Source organism: Parabacteroides sp. PF5-9 (genome assembly GCF_029893105.1).
Taxonomy (GTDB): Bacteria; Bacteroidota; Bacteroidia; order Bacteroidales; family Tannerellaceae; genus JARXWG01.
This window is the reverse complement of record NZ_JARXWG010000013.1, coordinates 32,301-48,735: the sequence shown is the minus strand read 5'-3', so window position 1 is coordinate 48,735 and position 16,435 is coordinate 32,301. Positions and strand designations below refer to the sequence as shown.

Below are 16,435 nucleotides of genomic sequence, written 5' to 3'. Positions count from 1 at the left end.
TTAAATTTGCAGTGCAAAGAAAGATATTTTTTGTGTAACAAAGCAAATATAATCACCTAAAAATGCACAAAAGTGCACATTTTTTCTTTTTATGTGCATTTTTAGCGCCAATCAATGATGAAAAATATAGCCATTTTTGCCTCCGGTTCAGGGACGAATGCCGAAAATATTACCCGTTATTTTATTAATAATAAAGACATTAAAGTTGCACTTGTGTTATCCAACAACAAAAACGTGGGTGTTCATGCCCGTGTGAATGCATTGGGAGTTCCTTCTTTCACCTTTTCCCGCGAAGAATTTTTATCCGGCGAACCAATCCTTTCTAAACTGGCCGCATATGAAATCGACTTTATTGTTCTGGCAGGTTTTATGAATAAAATCTCCGAGCCGATATTAAAAGCGTTCCCCCATAAGATAATCAATATCCATCCGGCACTTCTTCCGAAATATGGCGGGAAAGGGATGTTTGGTATGCATGTACATGAAGCGGTGGTTGGTGCCGGAGAAGATGAATCGGGCATTACCATTCATTATGTGAATGAACAGTATGACGAAGGGCAGATTATCTTTCAGGCTTCCTGCCCCGTTCTCCAATCGGATACCCCCGACGATGTTGCAGCGAAAGTACACAAACTGGAATATGCCCATTTCCCACAGGTGATCGAAAAATTACTTGCAGAATAAAGTTGCATCCTCTGGATCAACATTTAGAATCAAAATGAACACTTTTCTGTTAGAGGTACGTCTAAAATAATTTAGAGGTACGTCTAAATCTGTTTAGAGGTAGGTGTAAATTCATTTAGAGGTACCTCTAACAAAAAACGGAGGTAGGTGTCACAAAAAAACAGTTGGGATATTGCAAAAAAGGCATCCCGCCGGATGCCCTTTTCAACTTGAACATGTTTAATGTACAATCCTTTGGTTAAGGCTTTGATTTGAAACAAAAAGGGAAGTTATTGAATTTCTTTTCCTTCGCTATCCAGGATCACCACCTTGTCACCGCTCTCATCTTTTGCCGTAAGCGTAACCTGTGTCTGTTTGTTTTCTTCGTTATAACCTAAACTTTTTACGGTGTAAGCTTCTTCGTATCCTTTGATCGCTTCTTGTACAGGTGCGCTCAACTGATCCAGAGTTACTGTTTTGTATGTATCATCCTGTTCTGTCATTACAACAGAAGCTGCCGACTCAACCGCAGAAGATTGTACACTGAAAACCGAACCTACACTCATCATTAATGCAACTGCTACTAATACCTTTTTCATCGTTTTTAGTTTTAAATTGTTTTTTACATATATGTTGTATGACTACATTTATTGAAGTTGCAAGTGGCGTGCCAAAAAAATAGATATCGCGTAAACTGCTTATTAATAGTGAAATATGTTTTAAAGGCGAATCAACGACAGATCTTGAATGTGTATAAGTGTATAATCATTTTACACTTCAATGTGTAAAATAGTGCTATTGGAATACTACATACTTTATTGTTACTTTGTATCATAACATGAAGAAGAGTATAGAGTCAAATATCCGGCTGAATGTATTCCTTATATATGCGCTTGTAGCCATTATATGTGGAACAGTTTTCTTCTACTTTTATTCTTCGAGTCGACATATCGGTACTAAACGAATAACTGTGGAGGAATATAATCGGGAGTTGGGTGAAATCAATAAATTAATTCATGCGATCAATCAGGCACAGGGAGAGGCCAGTTTATATGTAGGCACAAAACGCAACAGGCATCTGCGTAACTTTCGTCGGCAAGTAGGGGAGATCGAATCAAAAATCGACTCGATCAAAGCCGGAGAGGCACTCTTTATCGGTGATTCCATCTTGTCTGAAATCAGTGTACTGCTCAAGGAAAAGGGGCGGTCGATGACAGCGCTTAACCTCCAGTTCAATAACCAGACGCTTTTGGATTCGCTTTCGCTGCGGTTACAGGCTCAACGGCCGCTCGAGCGGATAGAGATGTATACCGACACATCTATAGTCACTACCTATTCGGACACTCTTGTCCAGGCTGCTCCGAAAAAGAGTTTTATGCAACGACTCTCCAATGTTTTTTCCCCTCAAGCCAAGGAAGATACGATTGTCACTGTGGCACAGACCACCACCAATGTGATAAAAATTACGGAGACCGACACGCTTCCGATACAACGTGCGATTGAAGAAGCGCGTGAAGATTATTCCAGGCACATTAGTCGGCTCGAACGACAGGTCGGCTCGCTTATTCTGGCCGATCAGGATATTTCTTCCAAACTATCCGACTTGCTCATCCAGCTGTATAGCCAGATTGTTAACTCTCGTCTGGACGAGATAGAAGCTGAAGAGACAGTCTCCAAACAGAATAATATCAGAATGTTGATTGGTGGAGGTTTTGTGTTGTTGGTAATTTTGCTGTTCATCATCTTTATTATCCATGATGTCAATAAGGGGTATAAAGCCAGAATAGCGTTGGAGGAGGCGAACAAACGGACACGGCAGCTTATGGAAAGCCGGCATCAACTGCTTTTGTCGGTCGCTCATGATGTTAAAACACCTTTGAACTCTATATTGGGTTATCTCGAACTGAGCCGGCAAAAACAGCAACTAAGCGCCAAAGAGATTGTTTCAATGCGGAACTCTGGCAAACATATTTTAGCACTATTGAATAACTTATTGGATTTTTCCCGCCTGGAACAAGGGACTTTGCAATTGGTCTGTAAAAATTTCTCTCTATTGGAATTATGTGATGAACTGTATGATATGTTTGCTCCGCTGGCAGAGACAAAAAAACTATCATTCACTTATGATGCCAATTTTAATCCGGAGTTAATACTCTATTCCGATCCTTTAAGAATCCGGCAGATCATCACAAATATCCTCTCTAATGCGATTAAATATACGCAGGAAGGGAGTATATTCTTTGTAATAAATTATCACGAAGAGGTGTTGACGGTTGTAATAACAGATACCGGCGTAGGTATTCCTATCGATAAACAGGAAAAGATCTATCTCCCTTTTACACGGGTAGATGAAAACAGTGCCTTGGCAGAAGGTAGCGGATTCGGTCTGTATGTGGTGAAAGGGTTGGTCGATCTTTTTGAAGGGGAGTTATACCATCATTCGTCGGAAGGTAACGGTACCCGGGTGACTGTTCATCTGAACGTAAAAAAGGGGGAGCAGATAGTCACTGAATCGGTTGCCGGCAATTTGTTGATCATTGATGATGACGGGCCAAGCCTGACGATGATGCGTCAGTTGTGCGAACAGCTGGGGCACCACGTAGTCACCTGTCAGATCTGGGCGGAATTTGAAAAAGCACTCACCCACTTGGCTGATTTTGACACCATACTGACCGATATGGAGATGGGCTATTTCTCCGGAAAGGATGTGCTTACCCAAATACGAGAAAGGGATCCTGAAAAACCGGTTATTCTTGCCAGTGGACGGATGGACTACCATACCGACAGAGCCTGTATTGAAGGATTTACCGGTTTCCTGGAAAAACCGGTGACCTTAAAAAATCTCCGGTTGTTGATCGGAGGAGATGTAGAAGAAAAGTTCGAAACCGAAAGTTTGTTTGACGAAACTTCCGACGAAATGATCGAGGTGATCGAGCAATTCCTGTATACAGCCATTAACCATCTGGTGTTATTAAAAGAAGGTATCGAAGCGGACGACTTTGATACAGTACACTATGTGTGTCACAAAATGACGCCGATGTTTTTACTGCTTGAAGCAGATAAAGAGATTATAACCATTCTTTGGGAGATAGATATACGACGCCCCGGTGATATAACAACAGACTATTTATGGAAAGAGAAAATCACCCGGCTGATCGATCTGACGGAAGCGTTTCTTGGTGAAGTGCAGGAGAAATATTTGCCGTAATCGGTCGTTTACATTTATACCTCCTGTCCGTACAACATCTCAGAGTGGTATACGTCGACATTTTGTTCCTGCATCTTCTTTAAATTTTCTTCAGATATTTTACTATCGGTAATCACTGTATGAACAAGGGATATAAAGCCAAGGTTAGCAAATGCACTAATGCCTATTTTGGAGGAGTCGGCCACTAAAAAAACCTTGTCAGCCGACTTTATCATCGCCGATTTGACCATTAAATCACTTAAACTGGGATAGGTTAAGCGCATATCCGAAGAGATCCCGGCAGTAGCTAAAAAAAGTTTATTGACATGAATATCCTTGAACGAATCAGCGGCCATTTTTCCCGTCAGAGAAAGTGTGGGAGGTTTAAATTCACCGCCGGTAACGATTAAGTTGATGCCATGGTTTTCCCCTAAAATTAAGGCAATATTAAGTGCGTTAGTGATAACTGTCAGTTCCTTGAAATTAATCAATAATTTAGCAATTTCAGTCGTTGTGGATCCTGAGTCAAGAATAAGACTGTCGCCTTCATGAATAAAAGAAACTGCTTTCTGGGCAATTTCTCTTTTCTCTTCGATATGTGTTTGATTCAATACTTGACCGGATTTCACCAGAGAACCGATATCTTTTAAAAATGCTCCTCCGTGTTCTCTTTGTACATATCCTAAATTCTCCAAGATCTCAAGATCCTGACGGATTGTAACATCCGTTACTTTGAATATTTTGCTCAGTTCATGTACTTTAGCATGTCCGTCTTCACGAATTAAATCCAATATTTTTATTCTTCTTCGATTGAGCGCCATTGGCCTAAATGTTATTTCGTTTACGATATTCCTGAATATCTTTAATAGATACAATTTTAAGTTGAAATCTTTTGGCAATTTCAAGTAGCTGAGGCAGACGAGCCATTGTTCCGTCTTCGTTCAATATTTCAATTAGTGCGCCTCCCGGCTTTAAACCGGCTAATCTGGTCAGATCGAGCAATGCCTCGGTATGTCCGTCACGAGCCAACACGCCGTTGTCTTGCCCATAAAGTGGGAAAATATGTCCTGGACGAGCCAATTCCGAAGGTGCGATCTCTCCGCAAACCAACGCGCGTATAGTCGCAGAACGGTCGTATGTCGACACTCCTGTGGTACAACCATAACCTTGTAAATCGACAGACATGGTAAAGGGAGTACCTAATAAAGATGTATTTTCCTGTGTCATGGGATATAATTCCAATGCCTTGCAGCGTGCGCGAGGTAACGGAACACAGAGTAAACCTCTCCCGTATGTAATCATAAAATTAACTATCTCAGGGGTGATATGTTCACCAGAAACAATGAAATCCCCTTCATTTTCCCGATTCTCATCATCCACAACAATCAACACCTGACCTTGTTGAATAACTGCTATCCCTTCTTCTACCGTATTGAGCATGCCGTATCTGTTTAAATAATGGTGCAAATTTAGTCAATTCTAAAAGAAACGAAAATAAAAAATGCTTTTTTGGAAGATTACACCCACTATCGAAAGCAAAAATAAGCAAATTTGCTTTCGATTTGCTTCTGTGTTTTTGTTTCACTTGCTAAAATCTGTTTTTATTTTCGATTTAGATGTAATTATTGTTAAAATATTTATGATTATTTGCGTTTTGTCTTGTTTTTAGAATGAAAATATTTTCTTTTGCCTTGGAATAATAGCCAAAAAGGTATGAAAGTAAAAGAATTAGAACTTCAATCAGAAAGAAACCGAAAAAGGTTAATGGAGATTATATATAAAGCACAAGCCGCTCACACCGGAGGAGATCTGTCTTGTCTGAATGTACTGACTGTGTTGTATTACGACATTATGGATGTGGATCCTGCCTGTCCGAAAGACCCCGAACGGGATCGTTTCATCTTGAGCAAAGGCCATTGCGCCGAAGCGTTGTATGTCACATTAGAATCAAAAGGATTCCTTTCACCGGATATCACAAACACATTGGGTGAATTTGGTTCACCCCTTGCCGGTCATCCAACGAACAAAATAGCCGGTATCGAAGTCAATACAGGCGCATTGGGACATGGGCTATCGATCGGTGTAGGTACGGCTCTTGCGGCGAAAATGAATCGTTCAAATTACAACACATTTGTCTTAATGGGTGATGGCGAACAAGGAGAAGGATCTATTTATGAAGCAGCAATGGCAGCCAATCAGTACAAATTGGATAATCTGGTAGCTATTATCGATCGTAACGGTTTACAGATCAGTGGAACCACCGAGGAAGTGATGGCTTTAGAAGATCTGCATCAACGTTGGACAGCTATGGGATGGGATGTCAAAGAGATGAACGGAGATCAGATCGGAGAGATAGTCAACACATTCAATACGATCGACTATAACAATCGCCGCCCTCACCTATTAATTTCCCATACCACAAAGGGAAGAGGGGTCTCTTTTATGGAAGGAGAGCTTGCCTGGCATCATGGGGTTCCGTGCTCCAAACAATACGAACAAGCTATCCAAGAGATTTCAGACAGAATTGAGAATTTAGAAAAACAAATGAAATATGATTGCTTGCAGAAAGAGCTTTACTGATACATTACTCTCACTTGCTCGTACCGATAAGGATATAATAGCAGTGACTACCGATGCCCGCGGTTCGGTGACATTGAATGATTTTGCCAACGAACTGCCGGAACAATTTGTCGAATGTGGAATTGCCGAACAGAATGCCGTAGGAATTTCTGCCGGACTGGCTCACAGTGGCAAGAAAGTGTTTGTTTGCGGTCCCGCCTGCTTCTATGTTGCACGTAGTCTGGAGCAGATAAAAGTGGATGTCGCGTATAGTCAGAATAACGTTAAAATATTGGGTGTCAGTGGAGGAGTGGCCTATGGAGCCTTGGGAACCACGCATCACAGTCTACATGATATTGCCGTGTTGCGTACTTTCCCGGGAATGAATATTGTATTTCCAAGTGATGCCCGCCAGACGAAAAAACTGGTCAAACTTTTGGTAGACTATCCGGAACCAGTCTACGTGCGTGTCGGTCGTGCTCCGGTTCCGGATGTATATACAAATGAGGATTTCGATTTTACACTGGGAAAAGCCAATCTACTGTTGGACGGAAACGATTTAACAATTATCGGCACCGGTGAAACTGTTTACTATGCGTATCTTGCAGGTCTTGCACTGCATGAGAAAGGAATAAAAACACGTGTACTTGATATGGCTTCCATTAAGCCTTATGATAAAGAAGCTATTTTGAAAGCAGCGAAGGAAACAGGGCGAATCATCACCGTAGAAGAGCATAGCCGTTTTGGCGGATTAGGAGCTTTAGTTACGGAGACATTGTCAGAGACACCGGTTCCGGTCAAAATAATAGGGATACCGGATGAGAATGTTATTCATGGAGATGCTACCGAAATATTCGCCCATTACGGATTAGACACGGCAGGCATTCTAAAAGCAGCACTGGATTTTATTAAATAAAAGCATATTGATCATTAAATCTATACACATGGAACACCGTATAATAGCAATCGACCAGAGTACTTCAGCCACAAAAGCGATGCTCTTTTCCGAAAAATGCGAATTGCTACGCAGGGTTAACATCAGTCATCAGCAATATTACCCCAAAGCCGGGTGGGTAGAGCATGATGCGGAAGAGATTTTCCGGAATGTTTTAAGCGCTATCGGTCATTTGATGGAAAAGGAGGAAGCAAATGGAAACATCACTTATTCTTTGGCCATTACCAATCAGCGCGAGACTGTAGTTGTATGGAATAAAAATACCGGAACGCCTGTGTGTAATGCCGTCGTATGGCAATGTGCAAGAGGCGCTGCCATTTGTAAAGAGTTAAGAGACAATGAGCATACCCCGATGGTTCAGCAAAAGAGCGGTTTATTGATCGATCCGTATTTCTCGGCCAGTGGTGTAAAATGGATACTTGACCATGTCGAGGGAGCACGTGAATCGGCAGAAAAAGGAGATCTGTTGATGGGCACAATCGATACCTGGCTGATCTGGAAACTAACAGAAGGCAAAATACATGCAACCGACTATACAAACGCATCAAGGACTTTGCTCTTCAATATCCATACGTTGGATTGGGACAACGAATTACTGGATCTATTCACCATTCCACGCAGTATGATGGCTCAGGTTCTTCCTTGTGATTCTGTTTTCGGAGAAACAACTGTGAATGGGTTATTTGATACTCCTATTCAAATCGCCGGCGTATTAGGCGACTCTCACGGCGCCTTAGCCGGGCAGATGTGTTTTGAAGAAGGATTAGGAAAAGCCACTTACGGCACAGGATCATCCGTTATGGTGAATATTGGAGAACAAGCTGCCACAGCTCCCCAGGGATTGGTTACTTCCATCGGCTTCTCTGCCCTGGGTAAAGTATATTACGCTTTTGAAGGAAACATCCATTGCACGGGAGCCACAATTAACTGGCTGGAGAAGCAGCTGGATATGATCACACATCCGGGAGAAGCCGAAATATTGGCCACTTCAATAGAAAATAACGGCGGTGTCTATTTTGTACCCGCGTTTACCGGTTTGGGTGCCCCGTGGTGGCATTCGGAAGTCAAAGCTGCCATATTCGGCATGACACTGGGAACATCGAAAGCACATATTGCGCGGGCAGCCCTCGAATCCATAGCCTATCAGGTAAAAGATCTTGTAAGCGCCATGACCCAACAGGCCGGTATTACCCTGAAAGAGTTGCGCGCAGACGGTGGCCCTACTAAAAATAAATTTCTGATGCAGTTCCAGGCAGACCTACTCGGAGTACCCATCAATTGTTTAGACATAGAAGAAGCATCAGCACTGGGAGCAGTAGTCATGAACGGATTAGCACGTAAAGTCTGGAACTGTTTTCAGGATATCACCGCTCTACGAAGCGGAGATAACCGGATGCTTCCGGCTACCGAAGAAGGGAAAATGGAATTACTCTATAAAGAGTGGCAAAAAACGGTAAAACAACTAATTAAATAAATGATGAATTGCTAATTATGATTCACAATTCATAATTCATAATTCGAAACAATTTTAATACTCAATAGCATGAAGAACAAGAACAAAATGTGTTTTGGCGTGATCATAGGAACACGCGCCTATTTCAATTCAGAGTTAGCAAGAGATGTTCGTAAGCAATTATTAAAAACACTCACTGATGAAGGGTATGATTATGTAATTCTTCCGGAGGATGCAACACCTACGGGAAGTAGTAGTATAGAGACACGTGAAGACGGTTTAAAATGCGCCGCTCTTTTCAAAGAAAACAGAGAATGTATAGATGGTATCATCATTTCGTTGCCAAACTTCGGTTTCGAGATCGGCATCATCAACGCGATCAGTGTGGCAAACCTGAATGTGCCTATCTTAGTACAGGCTTGCGATGATGAGAATGATAAAGTCGACCTTGACAGTCGTCGTGATGCATTCTGCGGAAAGATATCCGTATGCAATAACTTGTATCAATATGGTATACCTTTTACCGATACGACATTACATACATATTCTATTTATTCTGATCTATTGGCTAAGGACATCAACAAGTTCGCGGGCATTTGCCGCGTTGTTAACGGTATCCGTGGCTCACGAATCGGCGCTATCGGCGCTCGTCCTTTAGGCTTCAATACCGTTCGCGCAAGCGAAAAGATACTTCAGGCATCGGGTATGACCGTCGTTCCTGTCGACTTGTCCGAGATCATTGAAGCAGCCCGCGCTATCGAAGATAACGCTCCTGCCTTACTGAAGAAGATGGACGAGATCAGAGCCTACGCGACTGTTCCTGCCGATTACGACAATAAATTACCACTTGTGGCTAAGTTTGGTTTGGCGGTCGACGCCTGGATCGAAGAGGCCGATGTCGATGCAGTAGCTATTCAGTGCTGGGATTCGTTAGAAAAGAACTTCGGTTGTGCGACTTGTGTCGTTATGAGCATGTTGGGCGAGAAACTTCTTCCTGCCGCTTGCGAAATGGATCTCGCCGGAGCTGTTGCCATGTATGCATTAACACTTGCGTCTAATCAACCTTCAGCGTTGGTAGACTGGAACAACAACTTCGCTGAAGACCGTAACAAATGCGTTTGTACGCACTGCGGTAACTTCCCGAAATCATTCGTCAACAACGATCTTAAGTTAGGTCCTCTTGGTGTACTCGGTCGTACATTAGGTAAGATCAATACCTTCGGCGCCGTTTACGGTAAGGTCACAAAAGGTGAATTTACATACTTCCGGATCTCCACCGATGATCCCAAAGGCATCATTAAATCATATCTGGGCGAAGGAACGATCACAGACGAGCCATACAACATGGACGGCTGTATAGCGGTAACTAAAGTAGACAACCTGCAAGGCTTAATGAAGTACATCTGTAAAAACGGTTTCGAACATCATGTGGCAGTGGTGAGAACAGGCGTACGCGATATCCTTCAGGAAGCGATCGAAAACTATCTCGGATGGGATCTATATGTTCACAGTTAACACTCAATCCACACGATTATGATATTAGTCAATAATTACATTTTAGCACTTCTTTGCTGCGTTTATTGCTGTATTTGCTGGGGATCATGGGCGAATACGCAGAAAATGGTTGCAACCAAAAAGTGGAATTTCGCACTGTTCTACTGGGACCTGACCATAGGTCTCTTTTTTACAGCGCTTTTAGCAGCGGTAACATTAGGCAGTCTGGGAAATCAGGGACAAACGTTCTTTGATGACCTGGCTGTGATGGACTGGTCGAGTATCCGGTATGCCCTCTTAGGCGGGATCGTTTGGAATTTCGGTAACATATTCCTGACAGCCGCCATAGCAGTCGCAGGTATGTCGATCGGATTCCCTATCGGTGGCGGTCTGGCATGGATCGGTGGTATTATATTCAACTATCTGTTGATCACTCTGGCAGGGCAAGCCTATCCGGGCAACTCGTTATTACTTTGGATCGGTGTTGCTATTATCATTGTTGCAATCATCATCTGTGGTAAGATATACGGTAAAATGTCGGCCAGCAAAGCCTCAACTCCTAAAAAAGGGATCATACTGGCTATTATAGCCGGGCTGGCGATCATGTTCTTTTACGGATTAGTTGTTAAATCAATCGCTCCTCAATACCTGGCAGGCGGAACAGGTACACTGAGCCCTTATACGGGAGTCTTTTTCTTTGCCGTAGGTATCCTGATCACTACACCTATCTTCAACACGTTTGCCATGAAATATCCTGTAGAGGGAGAAAAAGTCACGATGAAAGATTATTTCGCCGGCGATATGCGTACACACCTGATCGGCGTATTGGGAGGATTCATCTGGATGAGTGGTATGGCGATCAGCTTTATGGGCGCCGGCGCTGCCAATCCGGCTATCTCGTATGCACTAAGTAATGCGGCTCCGGTTGTCGCCATGATATGGGGTGTCTTTGTATGGAAAGAATTTAAAGATGCTCCGAAAGGTACAAACAAACTGATTGCGGCGATGTTCCTGTTGTTTATTGCCGGATTAGTTTGTATCACTCTCTCCAACTAACAAAAAGCCTTTAAGGCAAGATTGTTTAGGCGTTCTTATTAGTTCTTCAGATTTAAGGTTGCTGTCTTGGTTTTTGTAGCAGGAAGGGACTCCCCACAGGATCCCTTCCCATTACAAGAACGCATCAGACTATGCTTTAAGCGAAACAATAACAGAGATTTTATATCAAAATTTATTAACCTCAAAGAATATATTTAATGAAAAGAATGACACAAATCAAACAAAGGGGCCTGATAGCATTCATCTTGCTGTTTTGGCTGGCCATTCCTCTCACATTCGCTCAGGAAAGGATCAATGTGTCCGGTACAATTGTCGATGAAATGAATGAACCGATGATTGGTGTGAATGTGATTGAAAAAGGGACAACGAATGGTGTAATGAGTGATATCGACGGAAAGTATTCCTTATCGGTTTCACGAGGAGCAACGATCGTATACTCTTATATTGGGTATATCAGCCAGGAGCAAAGGGCTGTTTCCAGTGTAATAAACATTACTTTAAAAGAAGACAACCAGGCTTTGGACGAAGTGATCGTGATCGGATACGGTGTACAACGAAAAAGTGATGTCACCGGAGCCGTATCACAAGTGAAAGCAGCCGACCTGGAGAACCGCTCGGTTTCTACCGTAGGACATGCACTTCAGGGTAAAACCGCCGGTGTCAATATCCTCCAGACCTCCGGAGCTCCCGGAGCCGGTACCTCTATCCGCATCCGTGGTTATTCTTCTAATGATACGTCGGAACCACTCTATATTGTAGACGGTTTGACTGTTTCGGATATCAATTACCTGGATCCGGAGAATGTAGAGTCACTGGAGGTATTGAAAGATGCTGCCTCTGCAGCTATTTACGGAGCACAGGCAGGGAATGGGGTAGTACTTATCACCACCAAAACAGGTGCTAATAATAGCCGGGGAAGAGTTTTCTACAACATGCAATACAGTTCGTCTAAAGTAGGAAACATCCCGGATGTGATGAATGCCAGCCAATGGTCCGAATATATGGTTGAGGGCGGATTTGCCAGCCAGACATCGATTGATGATTACTGGTATACATATAAAAACGGAACAAGAGCAAATACCCGCTGGTCGGATTATGTATTCGATACCGGTTCGTTAGTCCGGAATACAGTCGGATTCGAAGGTGGCAATGATAAAGGAAGTTTATATATCGCATTATCCTCTATCAATAACAACGGAGTAGTTATCGGAGATAAAGACACTTACAACCGTACCACGGCACAGGTAAATGCCGATTATAAAATTAAACCATGGCTTAAAGTCGGAATGACAAACTCCATTGAAAGATACAAATCAAAAAGTGTCAGGGAGAACTCGGAAGTATACGGGATGATTGCTTCTGCGATCTTATATGATCCGATTACGCCTTATACCTATGAAATGGATAATCTTCCTACGCATATCGCGACTCCTCATTCACAGGGCAAACCATTCTTAAAGGATAACGACGGTAATATTTACGGTACTTCTCCTTATGCGACCTCGCAAATATGGCACCCTATGCAAATGCGCGATACCAGAGATACAAAATCAGACGGGATTAATACGAATGGTACCTTCTATGCAGATATAACTCCGATTAAAGGTCTTGTCGTTACTTCCCGTTTCGGATACAGATATTCGTATGGCAATACTTCTACCTATGTGAGTCCGTATTATGTCCTTTCGACCAACGAACAAAATAACGGTACGCTCGAAGCCCGGTCAAGCAACTCTCTGTTCTATCAATGGGAGAATTTTGCCAATTATTCATTCAGTCTGGGAAAAAACAGCTTTACGGCTATGGCCGGTATGTCTTATCAGAAGAATAAAACCAACTACCTGAATGTCTCTACCGACTTACTGACGAACGAAGCTGACAACTACCGTTATGTAGATTACTCTTCTACTTCAGCAAATGACCGCGTAACCGGTGCTCCGAATGATCGCGTAAATATGGCGTATTTCGGCCGGTTGAGTTGGAGTTACGACAATCGTTACAATCTTCAGGCCAATTTCCGTGCCGATGCTTTCGACGCTTCTAAGTTATCCAAAGATTCACGCTGGGGTTACTTCCCGTCGGTATCTGCCGGTTGGACGATCAGTAATGAAAGTTTCATGAAAGAAGTCAACCAGGACGCACTCTCTTCACTTAAACTCAGAGCATCCTGGGGTAAGAACGGGAATGTCAATATTTTGAATAATTACGAATATGCCACTACCGTTGGTAGCTCGTACACCTATGACTTCACCAATACATCAGGTTCGACTATAGGTGTTGCTCCTTCTAACAGACTGCCCAATCCGAAATTGAAATGGGAAGAGTCCGAACAGTATGACGTGGGATTGGATGCCCGCTTCCTCAGAAGCCGTCTCTCATTTACCTATGACTTCTATCATAAAGAGACCAACGGACTTTTAACCACTACGACTCCCGCCATGACAACAGGAGCCTCTTCGATGTATGTGAATGCAGGGAATGTCCGCAACATGGGACATGAGTTCGAACTCTCCTGGAAAGATCAGATCAAAGATTTCAGCTACAGCATCAGCGCTAATCTGGCAACTGTCGATAATAAAGTGATCAAAGGCCCATCGACCGAACGTCTGAATGGAGCCAACCTGCAGAGCTTCGGTACGATTACATACTTCGAAGAAGGTTATCCGGTATGGTATTTCAGAACTTATCAGGTGGATCACATCGATAAGGAAACAGGATCTACGATGTATAAGAAAGCAGACGGATCAGTAGGTACATATGCCGATGTAACGGATGATGATAGAGCTTATACCGGTTCGGGTATTCCGGATTTCACGTATGGTATTACCATCAATATGGCCTACAAAGGATTCGACTTTACCATATTCGGTTCTGGTTCGCAGGGCGGAAAAATATTCCAGGCTTATTATCGTACGGACTTGCCTGTTGTCAACCGTCTCAGCTACCTCTATACCGACCGGTGGACGCCAAGCAATACGAACGCTTCTGTTCCTAAACCGAATGTTGCAGACACCAAATATTGGGGTTCCGACGCGATGCTTTTCGATGCATCTTACTTTAAGATCAGACAGATACAATTGGGGTATACGATCCCGCAAACGTATTTGAAAAAGCTTGGATTGGCTGCTTTAAGAGCATATGTCTCATTAGACAATTTCTTCACCTTTACCAGTTACAAAGGTATTGATCCGGAAACACGTTCAAGCTCGACCTCAGGTATAGGTATCGACAGAATGTCTTTCCCGACATCGAAGAATGTTGCATTTGGTCTTAATCTATCATTTTAACGCATAAAAAATTATTGAATATGAAAAACATACGATTCATAAAAATAACAGTATCTCTTTTGCTGCTGGTAGCCGTACAGTTCTCCTGCCAGGACGATTTTGAGATCCCGCAAAAGGGAGTTATGGAACTGGAGGAATTTTATGCCAATGCCGATGATGCAGATGTTACCTCGGCGATGGCTTCTATATACAAGACTGTCTATTCCGGAGTGCGGAATGCTACAAACTGGTATATTCCGATCAACGGATTGTCCGACGACTGTTTCGCCGGAAGTGCTTTTACCGATGCTGATAATATGCAGCAGTTCAGCAACTACAATATTGTTACCACCAATACAACGCTTAAATCTCTTTACCAGAACTACTATATGATTATATACTGGTGTAACCTTCTTATCCATAAAGTAGAAGCGGATACGGATGTCAAAGCGAGGGTTATTGCCGAAGCAAAAGCGGTCAGGGCATTTTGCCATATGGATCTGGTAAGACTCTGGGGCAATCCGGTGAAAGTAGACAAGATACTGGCCTCGGGTGAAGCAAGTAACACGCCTAATACGCCTGTTGAAGAGACCTGGCAACTGATCGAACAGGATCTGAACGAAGCGATCAGTGTGCTTCCTTCGAAATCAGGTCAGATGGGACAGGGAGCAATTGGCGGACGTCTGACGGCTGAAGCTGCCAAAGCACTTCTCGGTAAGGCGCAGATATGGCAGGGAAAATATAGTGAAGCTGCAGCGACATTAAAACAAATCATCTCCTCCAATCTCTACGATTTGGTGAATATGGAGGTGCTTCATCGCCCGGGAGCAGATTTCGGTCCGGAGTATCTATGGGAGTTCAACGCTGCGGATAATGCAACAAACTATACCGACCAAGGTGATAGCAGACAGGCTTATCTGGGTTGGAGAGCCGATAATGTAGATTCGGATGGAGCTGGTTTGGTTCCGGCAACCTGGGGATTCGGTGCCGTAACTGCTGACTATGCCAAGTTCCTACTGAAACATGACGGAGGAAAATCTCCCAGATGGAAAGCTTATGTGGCGGATTATGAAGATATCCTGGCTATGGGATCCACCGGTGTATGGGCTCCTCCCGTTCAGAACAATCAAGGTTATTTTCGTTTGGTTAAGGCCGCAAGAAAAGAAGATCTTTTTACAACTCAATATACCTGGTCTATGCAAGCCAGAAGCAAAGCCAATGAGGCGTGGCTCAGATATGGCGAAGTCTTATTACTATATGCTGAAGCGCAGATAGTGGCCAACAATGACAACGACGGAACAGGTTTGGAGGCTATCAATAAGATACGCACACGTGCCGGAGTACCGACTCTTGGGTCTTACGATTTGCAAACGCTTAAAGAAGAGAAGAGAGCCGAAATGTTCTTCGAAGGCGAACGCTATTTCGACCTGGTCCGTTGGGGTGATGCTGCTACAGCTCTTCAGAATAAAGGAAAGAAGTGGTATAGCTTCTATGGATATGTGGACGGAACGACCAACTGGGATGTAAGAGAAATGGACGGCCCCGGCAACGGCTGGTTGGAGAAGTATAAATTTCTGCCTTTCCCGGCTGATGAAGTAACTGCCAATTCTGCTCTGAATCAGAATTCAGGGTGGTAAACATTTTAATGAATTATGAATGATTAATTCATTGAAAATTATCAGGAAGAATTCTCCGGGATACCGGAGGATTTTCTGGTAAAAACTGCATGATATAATCGTTTGACAATTGTGGAATGATCGTTTGATAGTTATAGAATAATCATTTGATAGTTGTCAAACGAT

General features: G+C 43.1%; 12 protein-coding genes. 9 read left to right on the top strand and 3 right to left on the bottom strand.

Features of this window, described 5'->3' with window-relative positions:
- The first annotated feature begins 117 nt into the window (after positions 1 to 117).
- On the top strand, positions 118 to 684 hold the full coding sequence (purN, locus tag M2135_RS08815; protein WP_280748166.1) for a phosphoribosylglycinamide formyltransferase: 567 nt from the start codon (positions 118 to 120) through the stop codon (positions 682 to 684).
- 269 nt (positions 685 to 953) lie between these two features.
- Here purN and M2135_RS08810 read toward each other — a convergent pair whose 3' ends face one another.
- On the bottom strand, positions 954 to 1,262 hold the full coding sequence (locus M2135_RS08810; protein WP_280748122.1) for a hypothetical protein: 309 nt from the start codon (positions 1,260 to 1,262) through the stop codon (positions 954 to 956).
- A 239-nt stretch (positions 1,263 to 1,501) separates the two neighbouring features.
- Between M2135_RS08810 and M2135_RS08805 the strand changes: the two genes are divergently transcribed.
- Complete coding sequence (locus tag M2135_RS08805; RefSeq protein WP_280748121.1) at positions 1,502 to 3,871, top strand: hybrid sensor histidine kinase/response regulator; 2,370 nt, start codon at positions 1,502 to 1,504, stop codon at positions 3,869 to 3,871.
- A 14-nt stretch (positions 3,872 to 3,885) separates the two neighbouring features.
- Here M2135_RS08805 and M2135_RS08800 read toward each other — a convergent pair whose 3' ends face one another.
- Together M2135_RS08800 and ribB are read right to left on the bottom strand one after the other, a co-directional pair.
- Positions 3,886 to 4,671, bottom strand: coding sequence for a DeoR/GlpR family DNA-binding transcription regulator (locus M2135_RS08800; RefSeq protein WP_280748120.1), 786 nt, complete (start codon positions 4,669 to 4,671; stop codon positions 3,886 to 3,888).
- 4 nt (positions 4,672 to 4,675) lie between these two features.
- Positions 4,676 to 5,290: a 3,4-dihydroxy-2-butanone-4-phosphate synthase gene (gene ribB, locus M2135_RS08795; RefSeq protein WP_280748119.1), complete on the bottom strand. Its 615-nt coding sequence runs from the start codon at positions 5,288 to 5,290 to the stop codon at positions 4,676 to 4,678.
- A 273-nt stretch (positions 5,291 to 5,563) separates the two neighbouring features.
- On the opposite strand from ribB, the gene M2135_RS08790 reads away from it, so the two are divergent.
- The 7 genes from M2135_RS08790 (at position 5,564) to M2135_RS08760 (ending at position 16,270) form a co-directional block, all read left to right on the top strand.
- The gene (locus M2135_RS08790; RefSeq protein ID WP_280748118.1) at positions 5,564 to 6,430 is read left to right on the top strand and encodes a transketolase; all 867 of its coding nucleotides are present in this window, start codon (positions 5,564 to 5,566) and stop codon (positions 6,428 to 6,430) included.
- Positions 6,402 to 7,325 (top strand): transketolase C-terminal domain-containing protein, encoded by a 924-nt coding sequence (locus M2135_RS08785; RefSeq protein WP_280748117.1) that lies wholly within the window; start codon positions 6,402 to 6,404, stop codon positions 7,323 to 7,325. Before M2135_RS08790 ends, M2135_RS08785 begins: the two co-directional genes overlap by 29 nt.
- Before the next feature lie 28 nt (positions 7,326 to 7,353).
- Positions 7,354 to 8,838: a glycerol kinase gene (locus M2135_RS08780; RefSeq protein ID WP_280748116.1), complete on the top strand. Its 1,485-nt coding sequence runs from the start codon at positions 7,354 to 7,356 to the stop codon at positions 8,836 to 8,838.
- 69 nt (positions 8,839 to 8,907) lie between these two features.
- Positions 8,908 to 10,332 carry a fucose isomerase gene (locus M2135_RS08775; RefSeq protein ID WP_280748115.1) on the top strand — a complete coding sequence of 475 codons (1,425 nt, stop codon included), beginning with the start codon at positions 8,908 to 8,910 and terminating at the stop codon, positions 10,330 to 10,332.
- 18 nt (positions 10,333 to 10,350) lie between these two features.
- Entirely contained in the window at positions 10,351 to 11,367 is a 1,017-nt protein-coding gene (locus M2135_RS08770; RefSeq protein ID WP_280748114.1) for a GRP family sugar transporter, read from the top strand.
- A gap of 197 nt (positions 11,368 to 11,564) precedes the next feature.
- Positions 11,565 to 14,654 carry a TonB-dependent receptor gene (locus tag M2135_RS08765; RefSeq protein ID WP_280748113.1) on the top strand — a complete coding sequence of 1,030 codons (3,090 nt, stop codon included), beginning with the start codon at positions 11,565 to 11,567 and terminating at the stop codon, positions 14,652 to 14,654.
- 20 nt (positions 14,655 to 14,674) lie between these two features.
- Positions 14,675 to 16,270, top strand: a complete 1,596-nt coding sequence (locus M2135_RS08760; RefSeq protein ID WP_280748112.1) for a RagB/SusD family nutrient uptake outer membrane protein — start codon at positions 14,675 to 14,677, stop codon at positions 16,268 to 16,270.
- The last annotated feature ends 165 nt before the right edge of the window (positions 16,271 to 16,435 follow it).